This window comes from Streptomyces antioxidans (assembly GCF_000968685.2).
GTDB classification, from domain to species: Bacteria; Actinomycetota; Actinomycetes; order Streptomycetales; family Streptomycetaceae; genus Streptomyces; species Streptomyces antioxidans.
Genome location: NZ_LAKD02000070.1, coordinates 1 through 18,644 on the forward strand (window position 1 = coordinate 1; position 18,644 = coordinate 18,644).

The following is an 18,644-nucleotide window of genomic DNA, read 5'->3' on the forward strand; positions in this document are numbered from 1 at the left end:
CGGGTGGGAGGGGCCGGGGCGGGACGTGGGGAGGGGCCCGCGGGCCGCACCGGGAGCGGCGGCCCCGAGGTGCCACGGGGGTGGGTGCGGGCTTACGAGGGCGGGTTTACGAGGACGGGGCCTAAGGCCAGAGGCGCTGGTGGCGCTTGACGGTCAGAGGCGTCCGGCCGCCATCGCCCGTACGCCGTGCTCGGGTCGCCGGGCGGTCCGGATCCCGACGACCTCCATCCGGGCCGGGGAGCCCAGGGGGAGGCCGCAGCTCTCCGGCCGCGGCGGCGCCGCGGCGAGCTGCGCGACGCTCACCCGCCAGGCCCGGCCGTCGCGGTGCGCCACGGTCACGGACCAGACCGGGGCCCCGCCGTCAGTCCGTACGACGCTCAGCGCGTCGGCGCCGTCCTCGCCGGTCAGCTCGCGGACGGCCAGCTCCGCCGCCTGGCCGGGGCGCTCCCAGGCGGAGCGGCCGCGGCAGCCGTCGGTGACCACCCGGCCCTGGCGCAGCGCCTCGATGATGTCCTTGACGCCCTGCGCGGTGGCGCGGCCGTAGGTGTAGCCGTGCGGCAGCACGACGAGGGTGGGGGAGAAGCGATGGCCGCCGATATGGGTGATCTCCCAGGTGCCATGGACCCCGGACGCGGCCAGCTCACCGGCCAGGGGGCGGCCCAGGAGGGCGCAGCAGCGGTCGCGCTTGCCGTTGGTGCACACCAGCACCAGCGGATCGCCGGTGTATTCCTCCCAGGCGGCGGGGGCGTGGGGCGCGTGGGTCTCATGGGGCATGTGGGCCTCGTGGGGCGCACAGGGCGTGTGGGGCCGCAGGGTGAGCCCGTCGGGGTCGCCCGCGCCCAGCGCGGTGAAGCCCAGTCCGAGCAGCCGTGCCGGGTCGTCCAGAGCGGTGGTGCGGATCCAGGAGCGGCCGGGCCGGGTGTGGGCCACGAACACCCGGTGCCGGGCGCCGGTGTGCAGATCGGCGTGACGGCCGGGGCGGCGGATCAGCGCGACCCGTACGCCGGTGCCCTCGGCGGCGCGCTCCAGGGCGCGCCCCACGGCCGGGTCGAGGCGGCTGGCGGTAAGGGCCTCGGTGCCCCAGGGCCCGGGCTGTTCCACCAGCAGCCAGGTGGAAGCGGTGGCCGCCGTCCCGGCGAGCGGCTCGGACAGGTCGCGGGAGGCGGTCGCGCACGTGCTCACGAAGGTAAGCCTAACCTCTCTTGATCGAGAGCGCGCGTCGGGCCGTGCGTACGCGCCGGAGCCGTGGTGGAGGGACGGGCGACCGCGGCCGTACGGAGCCTCAACGCCCCCCGGGCGGCGGCCCCGAGGGCCTGGCCCGTGAGGGGCGCGGGAACGGCGAGGGGCGCGGCACCTCGCGGTGCCGCGCCCCTCCACGCTCGTCCTGCTCGTCTGGCCGGACCGGCCGGACCGGCCGGACCCGCCCTCCCCGCTACACCGGCCCGGCCACCACCGTCACCGGATGGGCGAGGGGTTCGCCCGAGCCGTCGCGGCGGGGGTCGATCTCTGGCAGGGCCACCGGGGCGCCGTTCGGCCCCGCCGCGCGGGCCGGGACCGTGCCCGCCCAGGCCATGACCAGGCGGTCCTCGCCCTTCAGGAACCGCTGACAGCGCACCCCGCCGGTGGCCCGGCCCTTGCGCGGGTACTGGTCGAAGGGGGTGACCTTGGCCGACTGCTGCACCGAGTCATCGAGCGTGCCGCTGGCGCCCGCGACCGTGAAGACCACCGCGTCACTCGCCGGGTCGACCGCCGTGAACGAGATCACCTTGACGCCGGAGCCCAGCTTGACGCCCGCCATGCCGCCCGCGGCACGGCCCTGCGGCCGCACCTGGCTGGCCGTATAGCGCAGCAGTTGGGCGTCGTCGGTGATGAAGACCAGGTCCTCCTCGCCGGTGCTCAGCTCCACCGCGCCCACGATCCGGTCGCCTTCCTTGAGCCCGATGACCTCCAACTCTTCCTTGTTGGCGGGGTAGTCGGGGACCACGCGCTTGACGACGCCCTGCTCCGTGCCGATCGCGAGCCCCGGTGAGGACTCGTCCAGGGTGGTGAGGCAGATCAGCTCCTCGTCCTCCTCCAGCGAAAGGAACTCGGCGATGGGCGCCCCGCCCGACAGATTCGGGGGCGCGGCCGACTCCGGGAGCATCGGGAGGTCGATCACCGAGAGCCGCAGCAGCCGCCCGGTGGAGGTCACCGCCCCCACGGAGCCGCGGGCCGTGGCAGGGACCGCGGAGAGGATCACATCGTGCTTGGCGCGCTTGGCCTTCCCCTCGACCGGGAACGGCTCGCCGTCGGCGGTGCGGGCCAGCAGTCCGGTGGAGGACAGCAGCACCCGGCAGGGGTCGTCGGCGACCTCAAGCGGCACCGCGGTCACCGGTGCGTTCGAGGACTCGAGCAGTACCGTGCGGCGCGGTGTGCCGAACTTCTTGGCCACCGAGGCCAGTTCGGCGGAGACCAGCTTGCGCAGCTCGGCGTCGGAGTCGAGGATCCGGGTCAGCTCCTCGATCTCGGCGTTCAGCCGGTCGCGCTCCGACTCCAGCTCCAGCCGGTCGAACTTGGTCAGCCGGCGCAGCGGGGTGTCCAGGATGTACTGCGTCTGGATGTCGGAGAGTCCGAAGCGCTCGATGAGGGACCGCTTGGCCTCCGCCGCGTTCTCGCTCTGCCGGATGAGGCGGATGACCTCGTCGATGTCGAGCAGGGCCACCAGCAGACCCTCGACCAGGTGCAGCCGGTTCCGCCGCTTGGTGCGCCGGAACTCGCTGCGCCGCCTGACCACGTCGAAGCGGTGGTCGAGGTAGACCTCAAGCAGCTCCTTCAGGCCCAGCGTGAGCGGCTGGCCGTCCACCAGCGCCACGTTGTTGATGCCGAAGGACTCCTCCATCGGCGTGAGCTTGTAAAGCTGCTCCAGCACGGCCTCGGGGTTGAAGCCGTTCTTGATCTCGATCACCAGCCGGAGCCCGTGCTCACGGTCGGTGAGGTCCTTGACGTCCGCGATGCCCTGCAGCTTCTTCGCGCCGACCAGGTCCTTGATCTTGGAGATGACCTTCTCGGGTCCCACCGCGAAGGGCAGCTCGGTGACGACGAGGCCCTTACGGCGGGCCGTCACGTCCTCCACGGCCACCGTGGCACGGATCTTGAAGGTGCCGCGGCCCGTCTCGTACGCGTCCCGGATGCCGCTCATGCCCACGATCCGGCCGCCGGTGGGCAGATCGGGCCCCGGTACGTGCCGCATCAGCGTGTCGAGGTCCGCGCCCGGATGCCTGATCAGATGGCGGGCGGCGGCGATGACCTCGCCCAGGTTGTGCGGCGGCATATTGGTGGCCATGCCCACGGCGATTCCGGACGTGCCGTTCACCAGCAGGTTCGGATAGGCGGCGGGGAGGGTGACCGGCTCCTGCTCACTGCCGTCGTAGTTCGGGGAGAAGTCGACCGTATCCTCGTCGATCGACTCGGTCATCAGCGAGGTCGCCGACGCCATTCGGCACTCGGTGTACCGCATCGCGGCCGGCGGGTCGTCGTTGCCCAGCGAGCCGAAGTTCCCGTGGCCGTCGACCATCGGCAGGCGCATGGAGAACGGCTGCGCCATTCGCACCAGCGCGTCGTAGATCGACGCGTCGCCGTGCGGGTGGAGCTTTCCCATCACCTCGCCGACGACGCGGGCGCACTTCACATAGGAGCGCTCGGGGCGCAGCCCCATGTCGTTCATCTGGTAGAGGATGCGGCGGTGCACGGGCTTGAGCCCGTCACGGGCGTCGGGCAGTGCGCGCGAGTAGATGACCGAGTAGGCGTACTCGAGGTAGGAGCCCTGCATCTCGTCGACGACGTCGATGTCGAGGATGCGCTCCTCGAAGTCGTCCGGCGGCGGGGTCTTCGTGCGGCGGCGGGCCATCGCGCTTGGGGCTCCTTCAACTGCCGATGCGGGATCTGACGCGGACCATTGTGGCCCGGCCCACCGACAAGTGTGGAACGGGCCGGGGCGCTCGCGTCCGGGGCCGGCCCCGGAAGCGCGCCCTCCGGCACCGCGCGAAGCCCCCTCGAAGGGACCAGGATCCGGTGCCGGAGGGCCTGCCGAAACGGTTCGGGACAGCTCGGCAGCACGGGAGTGGACCGGAACTTCGCCAGATGTCCGTCCCCTTGCATACAGTGACAGAAGCGCTGCGCGAGCGGCTGGCACGCGCTCCATCACGCGATCGAAGGGACGTACATGCCCATGGGTCACACGGCCACGCAGCAGGCCGGCTCCGGCGGCCTGAAAGCGACTGAGCACCGCCTGGCCAATGGCCTGCGCGTGGTGCTCTCCGAGGACCATCTGACCCCGGTCGCCGCGGTCTGTCTGTGGTACGACGTCGGCTCGCGCCACGAGGTCAAGGGGCGCACCGGCCTGGCGCACCTCTTCGAGCACCTGATGTTCCAGGGCTCCGCGCAGGTCACTGGCAACGGCCACTTCGAGCTGGTGCAGGGGGCCGGCGGCTCGCTCAACGGCACGACCAGCTTCGAGCGCACCAACTACTTCGAGACCATGCCCGCCCACCAGGTCGAGCTCGCCCTGTGGCTGGAGGCCGACCGGATGGGGTCCCTCCTGACCGCGCTGGACGAGGAGAGCCTGGAGAACCAGCGCGATGTGGTGAAGAACGAGCGCCGCCAGCGGTACGACAACGTCCCGTACGGCACCGCCTTCGAGAAGCTCGTCGCCATGGCGTACCCCGAGGGCCACCCGTACCACCACACCCCGATCGGCTCCATGGCCGACCTGGACGCGGCCTCCCTGGAGGACGCGCGGGAGTTCTTCCGCACCTACTACGCTCCCAACAACGCCGTGCTGTCCATCGTCGGCGACATCGCCCCCGAGCAGACGCTCGCCTGGGTCGAGAAGTACTTCGGCTCCATCCCCTCCCACGAGGCCAAGCGGCCGCCCCGTGACGGCACCCTCCCGGAGGTGATCGGCGGTCAGCTGCGCGAGGTCGTGGAGGAGGAGGTCCCGGCCCGCGCCCTGATGGCCGCCTACCGGCTGCCGCACGACGGCACCCGTGAGTCCGACGCCGCCGACCTGGCGCTGACCGTCCTCGGCGGCGGCGAGTCCTCCCGGCTCCACAACCGCCTGGTGCGCCGTGACCGCACCGCCGTGGCGGCCGGGTTCGGCCTGCTGCGGCTGTCCGGCGCCCCCTCGCTGGGCTGGCTGGACGTGAAGACCTCCGGCGGGGTCGAGGTGCCCGCCATCGAGGCCGCCGTCGACGAGGAGCTGGCCCGCTTCGCGGAGGAGGGACCGAGCCCGCAGGAGATGGAGCGCGCCCAGGCGCAGATCGAGCGCGAGTGGCTGGACCGGCTGGCCACGGTCGGCGGCCGGGCCGACGAGCTCTGCCGTTACGCGGTGCTCTTCGGCGACCCGCAGCTTGCGCTGACCGCCGTGGAGCGGGTGCTCGACATCAGCCCCGAGGAGGTGCGGGCCGTGGCCGCGGCGCGGCTGCGCCCGGACAACCGCGCCGTGCTGGTCTACGAGCCCGTCCAGGGCGCCGAGGACGCAGCCGAGACCGCCGAAGCCGCTGACACCGACGCAGAAGGGGAGGCGGCCCAGTGAGCGACGCCGTCACCGCGACCATGACCTTCCACCCGCAGCCCAAGGGCGGCGCCCCCAGGCCGTGGGCGTTCCCGGCCCCCGAGCGCGGTCAGCTGCCCAACGGCCTCACCGTGCTGCGCTGCCACCGCCCCGGCCAGCAGGTCGTCGCCGTGGAGATCAACCTGGAGGCGCCGCTGGACGCCGAGCCGACCGGGCTCGAAGGCGTCGCCACGATCATGGCGCGCGCCCTGTCGGAGGGCACCGACAAGCACGACGCCGAGGAGTTCGCGGCCGAGCTCGAGCGCTGCGGCGCCACGCTGGACGCCCACGCCGACCACGCCGGTGTCCGGGTCTCCCTGGAGGTCCCGGCCTCCCGGCTGCCCAAGGCGCTCGGTCTGCTGGCCGACGCGCTGCGCGCCCCCGCCTTCCCGGACGGCGAGGTGGAGCGGCTGGTGCGCAACCGGCTGGACGAGATCCCCCATGAGCTGGCCAATCCGGCCCGCCGCGCCTCCATGGCACTCTCCGCGGAGCTCTTCCCGCCCGAGTCGCGGATGTCCCGGCCGCGCCAGGGCACCCAGGAGACCATCGAGGGCATCGACGCCGCGGCCGTGCGCGCCTTCTACGAGGCGCATCTGCGCCCCTCCACCGCCACCGCCGTCGTCGTGGGCGACCTCGGCGGCGTCGACCTGGACCGGGCGCTCGCGGACACCCTTGGCGCCTGGACGGGCGGGGCGGGCGCGCCGCGCACGGCTCCCCCGATCGTCGCGGACGACACCGGACGTGTGGTGATCGTCGACCGGCCGGGCGCGGTGCAGACCCAGCTGCTCATCGGGCGCGTGGGCGCCGACCGCCATGACCGGGTCTGGCCCGCGCAGGTGCTCGGCACGTACTGCCTGGGCGGCACCCTCACCTCCCGCCTCGACCGCGTGCTGCGCGAGGAGAAGGGCTACACCTACGGGGTGCGTGCCTTCGGCCAGGTGCTGCGCTCCGGCCCCCCGTCGCCCACGGGCGGCTCCACGGGCGCCTCGATGCTGGCGATCAGCGGCTCGGTGGCCACCGAGGTCACCGGCCCCGCGCTGGACGACCTCTGGAAGGTGCTGCGCACGCTGAAGGAGGAGGGGCTGACCGACGACGAGCGCGATGTCGCGGTGCAGAACCTGGTGGGCGTGGCCCCGCTGAAGTACGAGACGGCGGCGTCCGTCGCGAACACCCTCGCCGACCAGGTCGAGCAGCACCTTTCGGACGACTTCCAGGCGCAGTTGTACGCCCGACTGGCGGAGACCGGCACGGTGGAGGCCACCGCCGCGGTGGTGAGCGCCTTCCCGGCAGACCGGCTGGTCACGGTGGTGGTCGGGGACGCCTCGGCGATCGAGGAGCCGGTCCGGGCGCTCGGCATCGGCGAGGTGCGCGTCATCTCCAACTGAGCCGAGGGGAGTTGGCCGGATCCGTGCGCCGATCCACCGGTCCGGCCGACGCGCTGACTGCCCGGCAGGCGGCCCGGCAGACGGTCTGGCGGACTGTCCGGCGGACGTCCGGTCCATGAGCCGACAGCGGAAGGGCCCCGGCCCCGTAAGGCCGCCGAGGCCCTTCCGACATGCCCGATTTATGGGATTGGCTGCTTGTTTGGTTTGTGGGGAGAGCAACAAAAAACCGGAACCGTTTGGTGATCGAAAGCGGGCCCGTTTAGCGTCAGTCCGGCTGTTCGCCAGCGACCCGCCGCACCCGCGGCACCGGACAGTCATCGCCGAGTCCCCGTACGGCGCGAGCCAGGGGAGCCGGGGACCCAATACGTCCCCAGGGGTGAATCGGGCGCCTTCCCCGGCCGGGGGAGGAGTCCGTAGGAGACCTTCCTGCTCCGAACCCGTCAGCTAACCCGGTAGGCGAGAAGGAGGGAAAGGAGTGCGCCTCAGCATGGCGTCCACCACTGCCACCGGGAAGCACCGCCGCACCAGTAAGGTGAACATCCGCACGGGCGCGAATGTCGTGGGCATCACGACCGTCGCCTCGGGCGTGGTCGCCGGGATCACCGGGCAGGCGTTCGCGGCCGACGGAGGCCCCAGCCCCCAGCAGAGCGGTCTGACCCAGGCGGTCGTGATCGGCGACGGGATCGCGGACCACGTCGAGGCCCAGGCGCAGTCCCAGGAGACCGCCGCCGAGCAGGCCGCGGCCAAGGCCAAGGCAGAGGCGATCGCCCGCCAGGAGGCCGCCAGAAAGGCGGAGGCCGCGGCGAAGAAGGCCAAGGCCGAGCGCGAGGCCAAGGAGCGCGCGGCGCGCGAGGCCGAGCGCAAGCGCCTGAACACCTTCGTGTCGCCGATCAGCGGCTCCTACGTCTCCACCGGCTACCAGGCGTCCAGCGGACTGTGGTCCTCCGGCAGCCACACCGGCATCGACTTCCACGCGTCCACCGGCACCTCGGTGCACTCCGTGGGCATGGGCGAGATCGTCGAGGCGGGCTGGGGCGGCTCCTACGGCAATAACGTCGTCATCAAGATGAACGACGGCACGTACACGCAGTACGGCCATCTGTCGTCGATCAGCGTCTCGGTCGGCCAGAAGGTCACCCCCGGCCAGCAGATCGGCCTGTCGGGCGCCACCGGCAACGTCACCGGCCCGCATCTGCACTTCGAGGCCCGCACCAGCCCGGACTACGGCTCGGACATCGACCCGCTGTCGTACCTGCGCACGCACGGCGTCAACGTCTGACCCGTCGCGGCGTCCGCCGCGAACGCCATGCGGTCCAGGGATCCAGGGATCCCGTGAGACTTCCGAGAAGGCCCCGTCCGCCGGACGGGGCCTTCGGCGTGCCACCGCCCGCTGACCAAAAAATATCCATGAAATGCTCCCCGCCATCGGAAATGACGTCCGCGTGGAATAGAGTCGTTCAATGCGCGTTCCATGGCCGCGTTTCGCGGGCGTTAAGGCGGAGGTTCGACAATGCGGGACCGTAAGTGAGCGGGGATACGAACGCGGTCCAGGGCGGTCGCCGGATTTCGGCACACGCGGTCTGCGCGGCGATTCGCGACGACATCGTCTCCGGCGCATATCGGCCCGGCAGCCGCCTCACCGAGGAACTGCTCGCCCGGCGCTACGGCGTCTCCCGGGTGCCGGTCCGGGAGGCCCTGCGCACCCTGGAGTCCGAGGGCTTCGTGACGACCCGGCGGCACGCGGGGGCCTGTGTCGCCCAGCCCTCGGAGAGCGAGGCGGCCGATCTGCTGGACATCCGCGCGCTGCTGGAGCCCCTGGGCGCCGCACGGGCCGCACAGCGCCGCACCGAGGCCCATCTGAAGGTGCTGCGCGGGCTGGTGCGGCTCGGCCGGGAGCGGGCCCAGGGCGGTCAGCTCGGGGAACTGCGGCCGCTTGGCGACTGGTTCCACGAGACGCTGGCCCAGGCGTCCGGCAGCCCGAGCATGGCCGCGTTGCTCGTCCAGCTGCGCCGTAAGACCGCGTGGGTGTACGCGGCCGCTCCCGGGCCGCGGCCCGCGCCTGAGGGCTCCCGGCGCCCCGACCCGGTCGCGCGGGCCGTGGAGTCCTGGGCGGAGCACGGCGCGCTGGTGGACGCGGTGGCGCGCGGTGACGCCGACCGCGCGCGGGCGCTCGCCACCACCCACACCGAGCGCGCGCTGTCGGAATACCGGCTGCGCCGTCCGATTCCGGTGAGGACTTCGAAACATTCCGTCAACACGGCGAGCGGCCGGAATTAACAGAGCTCCCGTATACAACTCCTTGGGAATTCTGTGCGCGGAAACAGAAAAACGGCGGGGGCCGCGATGACCATTACGGCCACCGCGGCCCCGCCGTGCCGAATCCCTGAAATCGCCGGGGAATCACCCCGGGAATTGCGGACTGAGTCCGGCCGGGGTCAGCCGGTCAGACGGTCTCGGGAAGCTCCTCAAGGCCCTCCGCCACCAGCTTCGCCAGTCGGTCGAGCGCGACCTCGGCGTCGTCCGCGTCGGAGGCGAGGACGACCTCCTCGCCGCCCTGGGCCCCCAGGCCGAGCACGGCCAGCATGGAGGCGGCGTTGACCGGGGTGCCGTCGCCCTTGGCGATCGTGATGGGGACGCCGGCGGCGGTGGCCGCCCGGACGAAGATCGACGCAGGGCGGGCGTGCAGGCCCTCGGCCCAGCCGATGGTGACGCGGCGCTCAGCCATGGTGTTGCCCTTCAGGTGTGACGGTGGTGTTGTCTAGACCAAAATCATACGGTGTCCGGATCTACCCGAACGATGTCCGAGTGGGCCCGGCCATGCCCGGACTAGCCCGATACGGACCTTCCCCCGACACTCGGCCCCGACGCAAGGGTGTCCACCATCCGGACCGGGCGGGCCCGTACCCTGGCTCCCATGCGGAGCCCGTCGGACCATCACGCGTACCCGACCCACTGGGAAGCCGATGTGGTGCTCCGGGACGGCGGTACGGCACAGATCCGTCCCATCACCACCGATGACGCCCAGCGGCTGGTCAGCTTCTACGAGCGGGTCTCGGACGAGTCGAAGTACTACCGCTTCTTCGCGCCCTACCCCCGTCTCTCCGACCGCGACGTCCACCGCTTCACCCACCACGACTACGTCGACCGGGTGGGCCTGGCGGCCATCGTGGGGGATGAGTTCATCGCCACCGTTCGGTACGACCGCATCGACAGCCGGGGGATGGCGGCCACGGCCCCCGCGGACGAGGCCGAGGTCGCCTTCCTCGTCCAGGACGCCCACCAGGGCCGCGGGGTGGCCTCCGCGCTCCTCGAACACATCGCCGCCGTGGCGCGCGAGCGGGGCATCCGGCGGTTCGCGGCCGAGGTGCTGCCCGCCAACACCAAGATGATCAAGGTGTTCACGGACGCGGGCTACACCCAGAAGCGCAGCTTCGAGGACGGGGTCGTCCGCCTCGAGTTCGACCTCGAACCCACCGACCGCTCCCTGGCCGTCATGCGCGCCCGCGAGCAGCGGGCCGAGGCCCGTTCCGTCCAGCGGCTGCTCGCGCCCGGCTCCGTGGCCGTCATCGGCACCAGCCGCACCCCCGGCGGCGTCGGCCGCACCGTGCTGCGCAACCTCCTGGACGGCGGCTTCACGGGGCGCGTCCACGCCGTCAACCACGCCTTCCCCGACGACATGGCACGCCTGGAGCCCGAGGGTGTCCCGGCCCACCGCTCGCTGCGCGCCATAGAGGAGCCCGTGGACCTGGCCGTCGTCGCCGTCCCCGCCGAGCGGGTCCCCGCCGTCGTGGCCGAATGCGGCGACCACGGCGTCCAGGGGCTCGTCGTGCTCTCCGCCGGATACGCCGAGAGCGGGAGCGAGGGCCGCGACCGGCAGCGCGAACTCGTCCGCCAGGCCCGGTCCTACGGCATGCGCGTCATCGGCCCCAACGCCTTCGGTGTCATCAACACCGCGGACGGCGTCCGGCTGAACGCCTCCCTGTCCCCGCAGCTGCCCAATCCCGGGCGGCTGGGCCTGTTCACCCAGTCCGGGGCGATCGGCATCGCGCTGCTGTCCGGGCTGAACCGGCGCGGCGGCGGGCTGGCGAGCCTCGCCGGGATCGCGGGGATATCGACCTTCGTGTCCGCCGGGAACCGCGCCGACGTCTCGGGCAACGACCTGCTCCAGTACTGGTACGACGATCCGCTGACCGACGTCGTCCTGATGTACCTGGAGTCGATCGGCAACCCCCGCAAGTTCACCCGGCTCGCCAGGCGCACCGCCGCCGTCAAACCGGTGGTCGTCGTCAAGGGCGCCCGCCACACCGGCAGCGCCCCCACCGGCCACGCCGTGCCCACCACCCGGATCCCGGACGCCACCGTCTCCGATCTGCTGCGGCAGGCGGGCGTCATCCGGGTCGACACCGTGACCGAACTCGCCGACACCGGGGTGCTGCTCGCCTCCCAGCCGCTGCCCGCCGGTCCGCGGGTCGCCATCCTCGGCAACTCGGAATCGCTCGGCCTGATCACCTACGACGCCTGCCTCACCGAGGAACTCCGCCCGCTGCCGCCCCGCGACCTGACCACGGACGCCGCCCCGGACGACTTCCGGCGCGCCCTGACCGGGGCCCTTGCCGACGACGCCTGCGACGCCGTGGTCGTCACCGCCATCCCCTGGGTCGGGGACGGCAGCGCCCAGGCCCTCGCCGCGGCCGTGAGGGAGGCGGCGCAGGCTCCAGGGCCCGGTCCGGCCAAACCGGTGGCGGTGGTCCACCTGGAGATCCAGGAGCTCGCGGAGGCCCTGGCCGGTACCGGCGGCGAGCCCGCCCCGGGCACCCGCCGGATCCCCGCGTACCCCGCCGCCGAGCGGGCCGTGCGCGCGCTCGCCGAGGCCGTACGGTACGCGCGCTGGCGGGAGGAGGCCGCGGAGCCCGGGCGGGTCCCGGAGTACGACGACATCGACGAGGCGGGCGCCGCCGCCGACATCCAGGTGCTGCTCGCCCCTGCCGACGGCCCGGGCGGCGAGGGCGGAGGGAACGGGGGTCCGCGCGGTGGGACCGGCCGTGACGCGGCCGCCGCGACCGGCGAAGCCATGAGCGGTGGGGTCTTCGACGGCCCCGGCCCCGGCATCGAGCTGTCCGCCGCCGACACCCAGCGCCTCCTGGCCCGCTACGGCGTCAGCGTGCTGCCCGCCCTTCCCGCGCCCGACCCCGACACCGCCGTAAGGGCAGCCCAGCGGCTCGGCTTCCCGGTCGCGCTCAAGCCCACCGCCGCCCAACTGCGCCACCGCGCCGACCTGGGCGGGGTGCGGCTGGAGCTGGGCAGCGAGACCGAACTGCGCCGGGCCTACGCCGAATTGACCGACTACCTGGGCCGCCCCGAGGAGCTGGGGCTGGTCGTCCAGCGGATGGCGCCGCGCGGCGTGGACACCGTCGTACGGGCCGCCATCGACCCCGCCGCCGGGGCCGTGCTCTCCTTCGGGCTCGCCGGTGCCCCGTCCGAACTGCTCGGCGACACCGCCCACGGTCTCGTCCCCGTCACCGGCCGGGACGCCGCCGAGCTGATCCGGTCCATCAGGACCGCGCCGCTGCTGTTCGGCTGGCGCGGCTCCAAGCCGGTGGACACCGCGGCCCTCGAGGAGCTGCTGCTGAGGGTGTCCCGCCTGGTGGACGACCACCCCGAGATGGTCGCCGTCGACCTCGAGCCCGTCGTCGTCGCCCAGCACGGCCTGTCCGTGCTGGGCGCCTCGGCGCGGCTCGCCCCGCCGCCCCCGCGCACCGACCTCGGCCCCCGCCACATGCCCGCCTACTGAGCCGCCCGCTGAGCCGTCCGAAGCTCGGTGTGCGGGCGCCCGAAGCTCGCCGGTGTCGTCCGGGCCTCGACGGGCACGGGCGCCCGCGTCGGCGTCGCCCCGTAGGATGGTGCACATGGCGAAGACCGGTACGACGACCCAGGGGCTGCGCGCGGCGATCGAGCGCAGCGGCTATTACCCGGCACTCGTGGCCGAGGCGGTGGAGGCCGCCGTGGGCGGCGAGCCCATCGTGTCGTACCTGGTCCACCAGGAGACCACCTTCGACGCCAACGAGGTCCGCCGCCATGTGACGGTGCTGGTCCTCACGGACAATCGCTTCATCGTCAGCCACACCGACGAGCAGGCCGCGGACGGCACCTCCCCGTCGCCGTACGCCACCACCTCCACCGAGTCCGTGAAGGTCCAGCGGATCGCCTCGGTCGTGCTCAGCCGCGTCGTCGCCAACCCCGAGTCGTACACCCCGGGCACGCTGCCCCGCGAGGTCGTGCTGACCATCGGCTGGGGCGCCGTCAGCCGCCTCGACCTGGAGCCCGCCGCCTGCGGCGACCCCAACTGCGAGGCCGACCACGGCTACACGGGCTCCTCCACCGCCGACGACCTCAGCCTGCGCGTCAGCGAGGCCGGGGACGGCCCCGACACCGTCCGTCAGACCCTCGCCTTCGCCCAGGCGCTCTCCGAGGCCACCGCGGCCGCCCCGGACGCCGGCCGCTGATGTCCGGCCCCACCACCGGCCCGCTGCCCTCCACCGACTCCCTCTGGCCCGAGCCCGCCCCGCTCGACCCGCGCTCCGCCCCCCTGCCGCGGTACGGCACCGGCTCGCTCGCCGATCTGCTGCCCGCCGTGGCCGCGGGCCAGGAGGTCCCGGGGCTCTCCTCCGATCTGGTGCTCGCCCCCGCCGATCGCGTCTGCGTCTTCCTGGTGGACGGCCTCGGCTGGGAGCTGCTGCGCGCCCATCCCGGCGAGGCGCCCTTTCTGACCTCGCTGCTGTCCAGCTCGCTGAACGGTTCGGGGAAGCCGCTCACCGCGGGCTTCCCGTCCACCACCGCGACCTCGCTCGCCTCGGTCGGCACCGGACTGCCCCCCGGCGCCCACGGCCTGCCCGGCTACACGGTGCTCGACCCGGACAGCGGCCAGCTGATGAACCAGCTGCGCTGGCAGCCCTGGACGGAGCCGCACACCTGGCAGCCGTATCCGACCGTCTTCCAGCTCGCGGACGCCGCGGGGGTGCACACCTGCCAGGTCTCCGCGCCGACCTTCGCCGAGACCCCGCTCACCAAGGTCGCGCTCAGCGGCGGCACCTTCCACGGGCGGCTCACCGGCGAGGAGCGGATGGACCTCGCTGCCGAGCAGCTGGGCGCCGCGGGCCGCTCGCTCGTCTACACGTACTACAGCGAGGTGGACGGCAAGGGGCACCGCTTCGGTGTGGACTCGCCCGAGTGGCGCGATCAGCTCCGCTATGTCGACGGGCTCGCCCAGCGGCTCGCCGAGAGCCTTCCGCCCCGCTCGGCGCTCTATGTCACCGCCGACCACGGCATGATCGACATCCCCTTCGACCCGGAGTCGCGCATCGACTTCGACGAGGACTGGGAGCTGCGCGCGGGCGTCTCGCTGCTCGGCGGAGAGGGCCGCGCCCGCCATGTGTACGCCGTCCCCGGCGCCGCGGGCGATGTGCTGGCCGTCTGGCGCGAGGTGCTGGGGGAGCGGATGTGGGTGGCCGGTCGGGACGAGGCCATCGAGGCGGGCTGGTTCGGCGGGCCCGGCGGTGCCGATGGCGGCGGTAAGGGCGTCGACGACCGGGTGTACCGGCGGATCGGCGACATCGTGGCCGCCGCGCGCGACGACGTCGCGATCGTCGCCTCGCACACCGAGCCGAAGGAGTCCGCCATGGTCGGGCTGCACGGTTCGATGACCCCCCTGGAGCAGCTGGTGCCGCTCCTCGAAGTACGCTCCTGAGCGCCCCCGTTCACACCCGGCGCCGCTTCACGCTCGTCCCGACTGACCCCCGCCCGACGAAAGGCCCCGCCTCCTCATGCCCGAGCTGGTGTTCTTCTCCGGAACGATGGACTGCGGAAAGAGCACCCTCGCTCTGCAGATCCAGCACAACCGCTCGGCGCGCGGGCTCCAGGGGATGATCTACACCCGGGACGACCGGGAGGGCGAGGGCAAGCTCTCCTCACGGCTCGGGCTGGCCACCGAGGCGATCGAGGTCGCCGACGACCTCGACTTCTACACCCATGTGGTCCAGGCGCTGACCGCCGGGGGCCGGGTCGACTACGTCATCGCGGACGAGGCGCAGTTCCTGACCCCGCCGCAGGTCGACCAACTCGCCCGGGTGGTGGACGACCTTGAGGTGGACGTCTTCGCCTTCGGCATCACCACCGACTTCCGCAGCAAGCTCTTCCCCGGCTCCCAGCGCCTGGTGGAGCTCGCCGACCGGGTGGAGGTGCTGCAGGTGGAGGCGTTGTGCTGGTGCGGCGCCCGGGCGACCCACAACGCCCGCACCGTCGGCGGCCAGATGGTCGTCGAGGGCGCCCAGGTGGTCGTGGGCGACGTCAACCGGCTGGGGAACGAGGTCGGTTACGAGGTGCTGTGCCGACGCCACCACCGGCGCCGGATGACGGCCGCCCGGGCGCGCGCCGCCGCGCTGTCGCCGGATGTGCTGCCCGTCGACTGACGGCGCCTGCCGCGCACCGGCCCCGGCCCCCGGTTCTCAGGCCGGGGCGTCCAGCTTGCTGGCACCCCGGCCCCGGCTCCACCTCAGGTGCGCCGTACGACGGTGAAGGCGGCCCCCTCCGGATCCCGCACCGTGGCCCGATGGCCGCTCGGCCCCTGCGACGGAGGCCGTACCACCTGACCGCCCAGCGCGGTCACTTGGCGCACCGTCTCGTCCACGTCGTCCACCGCGAAATGGGTCATCCAGTACGGGCCCCGGCCGCGCGGCAGGGCGTCGCCCACGCTCTGGATCGCGCAGACCGGCCGGCCGTCCAGGTGCAGCGTGCGGCAGCCCGGCTCCTCCGGGGCCGCCGCCTCCGCCTGGTAGCCGAAGACCATCCGGTAGAACTTCAGCACCCCGGTGCCCTCACGGGTCAGCAGCTCATGCCAGACCGGGGTGCCCGGCGCCCCGGGCTCCGCCGTCGCGTGGGTGCACTCCTGCCACACCCCGAACACCGCGCCCTCGGGGTCGGCGGCGATCAGCATCCGGCCCGCCTCGTCGGCGTCCAGCGGGCCCACCGCCACGGTGCCGCCGCACGCGCGGATCATCTCGGCGGTCTCATCGGCGTCGTCGGAGGCCAGATAGGTCATCCAGGCCACGGGCAGATGGCGTTCCGGAGGCAGCTCGCTCAACCCGGCGACCGGTCGGCCGTCCTGGACCGCGCGGACGTACGCGCCGAGCTGCTGGGGGCCCGGGCTGAACTCCCAGCCGAACAGGGAGTGGTAGAAGTCCTGTGTCGCGGCAAGGCTGTGCACCATCAGGCTCGTCCAGCAGGGCGTGCCCGGTGTGCGCCGAGTCGCTGCCTCGGTCATACGTCATTCTCTCCTCGGACCATCGGGGTGGACGTACGGCCCCGGGCCGGTCGGCGGCGCGGGGCGGTCGTGCGGAGGTGCTGATGCGGGGGGTCCGACAGATGTTTGCACCACCTGTCGCACATGGCGCCCTGGCGGCGCCGCAATTCGCCGTGCCTCGCAGCAGAATGCCCGAATTATTGCCCCACATCCGTTTCGGCTTCATTGCGCTCTGGTGTCACCCAGACGTACACCGGGTGACCGGGTGGTCCAATCGACGCAGAGATACCTACGCAAGGATGATTCCCATGCATGCCATCATCGCCGCATCCGATCTCATGAGCGAGCTGTCGGAGGAGAATCCTCCGGTCCTGCTCGATGTGCGTTGGCAACTCGGCGGGCCTCCCGGCCGCCCCGCATACGAGGCGGGGCATCTCCCCGGTGCCGTCTACGTCGATCTCGACACCGAGCTCGCGGGCCCGCCCGGAAAGTCCGGCCGCCACCCCCTGCCCGATCTTTCCGCGTTCGCGGCCGCGATGCGCCGAGCCGGGGTGAGCCAGGACCGGCGCGTGGTGGTGTACGACGGCGGACAGGGGTGGGCCGCGGCGCGCGCGTGGTGGCTGCTGCGCTGGGCGGGGCATCCGTCCGTCCGAGTGCTCGACGGGGGCCTGCCCGCCTGGACGGCGGTCGGCGGCTCGCTGACCACCGGGGTGCCGGAGGAGGCCGAGGGCGACTTCGTCCCCCGCCCGGGGGCCCTGCCGCTGCTGGAGGCGGATGACGCGGCGGCGCTCGCGCGGCGCGGGGTGCTGCTGGACGCGCGGGCGGGCGAGCGCTACCGGGGGGAGGTCGAGCCCATCGACCCCGTCGGCGGCCACATCCCGGGCGCGGTCTCCGCCCCCACCGCGGAGAACGTCACGGACGACGGCCACTTCCTGTCCGCCGAGCGGCTGGCCGAGCGGTTCGCGGACCTGGGCGCCACCGGGGACGCGGAGGTCGGGGTGTACTGCGGCTCCGGGGTCTCGGCCGCGCACCAGGTGCTGGCCCTCGCGGTCGCGGGCGTCCCGGCGGCCCTGTACGTCGGCTCCTGGAGCGAATGGTCCTCGGACGGCGCCCGCCCGGTGGCCACGGGCCCCGAGCGGGGCTGACCACACCGAGGGGCCCTGCCACCGGAGTGCGGTGGCAGGGCCCCTCGGCGCGGCGGTGGCCGCTACTCCTGCTTCTTGCGGCGGGTGCCGAAGACGATCTCGTCCCAACTCGGCACCGCGGCCCGGCGGCCCGGGCGGACGCCGTCCGCCTCCGCCTGGCGGTCCGTCGTACCGGTCAGCCGGTCCCGGTGGCCCGCCACCGAGCGCGGCATCAGCACGTCCGCGTACGCCGAACCCGCGCTCGCCGCGGAGGCGGGCGGCTCGACGGCCTCCGGCTCCTCGGTGGGCTCGTCCTGCGGCGGGGCGGCCGACGCGACCGGCGCCTCGGGCACGACCATGTCGCCCCGGAAGTTGGGCACGGCCTCCAGCAGGCTGGTGAGCGAGTCCCGCTCACCGAGGCCGTCGTCCAGCGAGGCGGACGCGGGCGCCGGGGCGTCGTCGTCGCCAAGGCGCTCGGGCGACGTCCGGTCCCGGTCGCGATCCCGGTCACGCGGCAGCCGGGCGATCCGCGGCACGAACGGGAAGCTGGGCTCGGGTGTGTCGTCGGCCTCGCCGATCAGCGCCCGCGCCTCGTCGTCCACCGCCTGGACCAGCCGCCGGGGCGGGTCGTAGGTCCAGCTCGCCGAGTGCGGCTCACCGGCGACCCGGTAGACCAGCAGCACCTCCCAGGTGCCGTCATCGCGCCGCCAGGAGTCCCACTGGGTGGTGTCCTTCTCGGCGCCGCGCAGCAACAGCCGCTCCGCTACGGCCTCGCCGAGCTGCGGTCCGGTGTTCTCGCCGGGGCGGCGCACGGGAGTCTTACGGGCGCGCTCGGCCATGAAGGCGCGCTCGGCCAGCACCGGGCCCTCGAAGCGCCGCACGCGGTCGACGGGGATGCCCGCCATCTGCGCGACCTCTTCGGCGGTGGCCCCCGCACGTATACGGGCCTGGATGTCACGGGGCCGGAGATGGCTCTCGACCTCGATCTCGATCTGGCCGAGCCGAGCGCGGTCATTGCGCACCGCGGCGCGCAGTCGCTCGTCGATGGGAAGTGTGTACTCCGTGCTGTCCGCAGCCTTGAGCACCAGCCGTGTGCCGTCGTTGCTGACGGCCACGACACGCAGTTCGGGCATGGGGACCTCCCGGGTGGTGCCTGCCGACGTCACGGTTGCGTCGCTGCTCTCCCGCTAGACGAGTGTGGCCTGCCCGGGTGCAGCCTGCCACAACTTTGCCGAGTTGCCCGGGCCGGT

Annotated in this window: 14 protein-coding genes and 1 riboswitch; of the genes, 9 read left to right on the forward strand and 5 right to left on the reverse strand. The window is 73.1% G+C overall.

Annotation, left to right across the window (positions count from 1 at the left end; translation table 11 throughout):
• Positions 1-153: 153 nt before the first annotated feature.
• Positions 154-1,182, reverse strand: a complete 1,029-nt coding sequence (locus tag VT50_RS24710; protein WP_079343884.1) for a sucrase ferredoxin — start codon at positions 1,180-1,182, stop codon at positions 154-156.
• 250 nt (positions 1,183-1,432) lie between these two features.
• Positions 1,433-3,886, reverse strand: coding sequence for a DNA gyrase/topoisomerase IV subunit A (locus tag VT50_RS24715; protein WP_079343885.1), 2,454 nt, complete (start codon positions 3,884-3,886; stop codon positions 1,433-1,435).
• Between the two features lie 315 nt (positions 3,887-4,201).
• Here VT50_RS24715 and VT50_RS24720 point away from each other — a divergent pair, with 315 nt between their 5' ends.
• The 4 genes from VT50_RS24720 (at position 4,202) to VT50_RS24735 (ending at position 9,252) form a co-directional block, all read left to right on the forward strand.
• Positions 4,202-5,572: a M16 family metallopeptidase gene (locus VT50_RS24720; protein ID WP_075200458.1), complete on the forward strand. Its 1,371-nt coding sequence runs from the start codon at positions 4,202-4,204 to the stop codon at positions 5,570-5,572.
• 20 nt (positions 5,573-5,592) lie between these two features.
• The gene (locus tag VT50_RS24725) at positions 5,593-6,975 is read left to right on the forward strand and encodes a M16 family metallopeptidase (RefSeq protein WP_075200460.1); all 1,383 of its coding nucleotides are present in this window, start codon (positions 5,593-5,595) and stop codon (positions 6,973-6,975) included.
• A 308-nt stretch (positions 6,976-7,283) separates the two neighbouring features.
• Positions 7,284-7,449, forward strand: a riboswitch (cyclic di-AMP (ydaO/yuaA leader).
• Positions 7,450-7,462: 13 nt separating this feature from the next.
• Positions 7,463-8,254 (forward strand): M23 family metallopeptidase, encoded by a 792-nt coding sequence (locus VT50_RS24730; RefSeq protein ID WP_046088469.1) that lies wholly within the window; start codon positions 7,463-7,465, stop codon positions 8,252-8,254.
• Between the two features lie 245 nt (positions 8,255-8,499).
• Entirely contained in the window at positions 8,500-9,252 is a 753-nt protein-coding gene (locus VT50_RS24735) for a GntR family transcriptional regulator (protein ID WP_046088468.1), read from the forward strand.
• A gap of 166 nt (positions 9,253-9,418) precedes the next feature.
• On the opposite strand, the gene VT50_RS24740 is transcribed toward VT50_RS24735, so the two are convergent.
• A complete protein-coding gene (locus VT50_RS24740; RefSeq protein ID WP_020867963.1) occupies positions 9,419-9,700 on the reverse strand; it encodes an HPr family phosphocarrier protein in 282 nt (93 codons plus the stop codon).
• 189 nt (positions 9,701-9,889) lie between these two features.
• On the opposite strand from VT50_RS24740, the gene VT50_RS24745 reads away from it, so the two are divergent.
• The 4 genes from VT50_RS24745 (at position 9,890) to VT50_RS24760 (ending at position 15,440) form a co-directional block, all read left to right on the forward strand.
• Entirely contained in the window at positions 9,890-12,766 is a 2,877-nt protein-coding gene (locus tag VT50_RS24745; protein ID WP_046088485.1) for a bifunctional acetate--CoA ligase family protein/GNAT family N-acetyltransferase, read from the forward strand.
• 115 nt (positions 12,767-12,881) lie between these two features.
• A complete protein-coding gene (locus VT50_RS24750) occupies positions 12,882-13,478 on the forward strand; it encodes a DUF5998 family protein (protein WP_046088467.1) in 597 nt (198 codons plus the stop codon).
• On the forward strand, positions 13,478-14,719 hold the full coding sequence (locus tag VT50_RS24755) for an alkaline phosphatase family protein (protein WP_046088466.1): 1,242 nt from the start codon (positions 13,478-13,480) through the stop codon (positions 14,717-14,719). The genes VT50_RS24750 and VT50_RS24755 overlap by 1 nt, the downstream gene beginning before the upstream one ends.
• A gap of 76 nt (positions 14,720-14,795) precedes the next feature.
• Complete coding sequence (locus VT50_RS24760) at positions 14,796-15,440, forward strand: thymidine kinase (protein WP_046088465.1); 645 nt, start codon at positions 14,796-14,798, stop codon at positions 15,438-15,440.
• Positions 15,441-15,523: 83 nt separating this feature from the next.
• Here VT50_RS24760 and VT50_RS24765 read toward each other — a convergent pair whose 3' ends face one another.
• Positions 15,524-16,291, reverse strand: coding sequence for a VOC family protein (locus VT50_RS24765; protein WP_046088464.1), 768 nt, complete (start codon positions 16,289-16,291; stop codon positions 15,524-15,526).
• 287 nt (positions 16,292-16,578) lie between these two features.
• Here VT50_RS24765 and VT50_RS24770 point away from each other — a divergent pair, with 287 nt between their 5' ends.
• Entirely contained in the window at positions 16,579-17,415 is an 837-nt protein-coding gene (locus tag VT50_RS24770; protein WP_046088463.1) for a sulfurtransferase, read from the forward strand.
• A 62-nt stretch (positions 17,416-17,477) separates the two neighbouring features.
• On the opposite strand, the gene sepH is transcribed toward VT50_RS24770, so the two are convergent.
• Positions 17,478-18,527, reverse strand: a complete 1,050-nt coding sequence (gene sepH, locus VT50_RS24775; RefSeq protein ID WP_046088462.1) for a septation protein SepH — start codon at positions 18,525-18,527, stop codon at positions 17,478-17,480.
• Between the last annotated feature and the right edge of the window lie 117 nt (positions 18,528-18,644).

What these genes read in the sequence shown, in the direction of transcription:
- VT50_RS24715 (WP_079343885.1), bottom strand. Translation starts at nt 3,886, where the DNA reads ATGGCCCGCCGCCGCACGAAGACCCCGCCGCCGGACGACTTCGAGGAG.
- VT50_RS24720 (WP_075200458.1), top strand. Translation starts at nt 4,202, where the DNA reads ATGCCCATGGGTCACACGGCCACGCAGCAGGCCGGCTCCGGCGGCCTG.
- VT50_RS24725 (WP_075200460.1), top strand. Translation starts at nt 5,593, where the DNA reads ATGACCTTCCACCCGCAGCCCAAGGGCGGCGCCCCCAGGCCGTGGGCG.
- VT50_RS24730 (WP_046088469.1), top strand. Translation starts at nt 7,463, where the DNA reads ATGGCGTCCACCACTGCCACCGGGAAGCACCGCCGCACCAGTAAGGTG.
- VT50_RS24740 (WP_020867963.1), bottom strand. Translation starts at nt 9,700, where the DNA reads ATGGCTGAGCGCCGCGTCACCATCGGCTGGGCCGAGGGCCTGCACGCC.
- VT50_RS24745 (WP_046088485.1), top strand. Translation starts at nt 9,890, where the DNA reads ATGCGGAGCCCGTCGGACCATCACGCGTACCCGACCCACTGGGAAGCC.
- VT50_RS24750 (WP_046088467.1), top strand. Translation starts at nt 12,882, where the DNA reads ATGGCGAAGACCGGTACGACGACCCAGGGGCTGCGCGCGGCGATCGAG.
- VT50_RS24755 (WP_046088466.1), top strand. Translation starts at nt 13,478, where the DNA reads ATGTCCGGCCCCACCACCGGCCCGCTGCCCTCCACCGACTCCCTCTGG.
- VT50_RS24760 (WP_046088465.1), top strand. Translation starts at nt 14,796, where the DNA reads ATGCCCGAGCTGGTGTTCTTCTCCGGAACGATGGACTGCGGAAAGAGC.
- VT50_RS24765 (WP_046088464.1), bottom strand. Translation starts at nt 16,291, where the DNA reads ATGACCGAGGCAGCGACTCGGCGCACACCGGGCACGCCCTGCTGGACG.
- VT50_RS24770 (WP_046088463.1), top strand. Translation starts at nt 16,579, where the DNA reads ATGCATGCCATCATCGCCGCATCCGATCTCATGAGCGAGCTGTCGGAG.
- sepH (WP_046088462.1), bottom strand. Translation starts at nt 18,527, where the DNA reads ATGCCCGAACTGCGTGTCGTGGCCGTCAGCAACGACGGCACACGGCTG.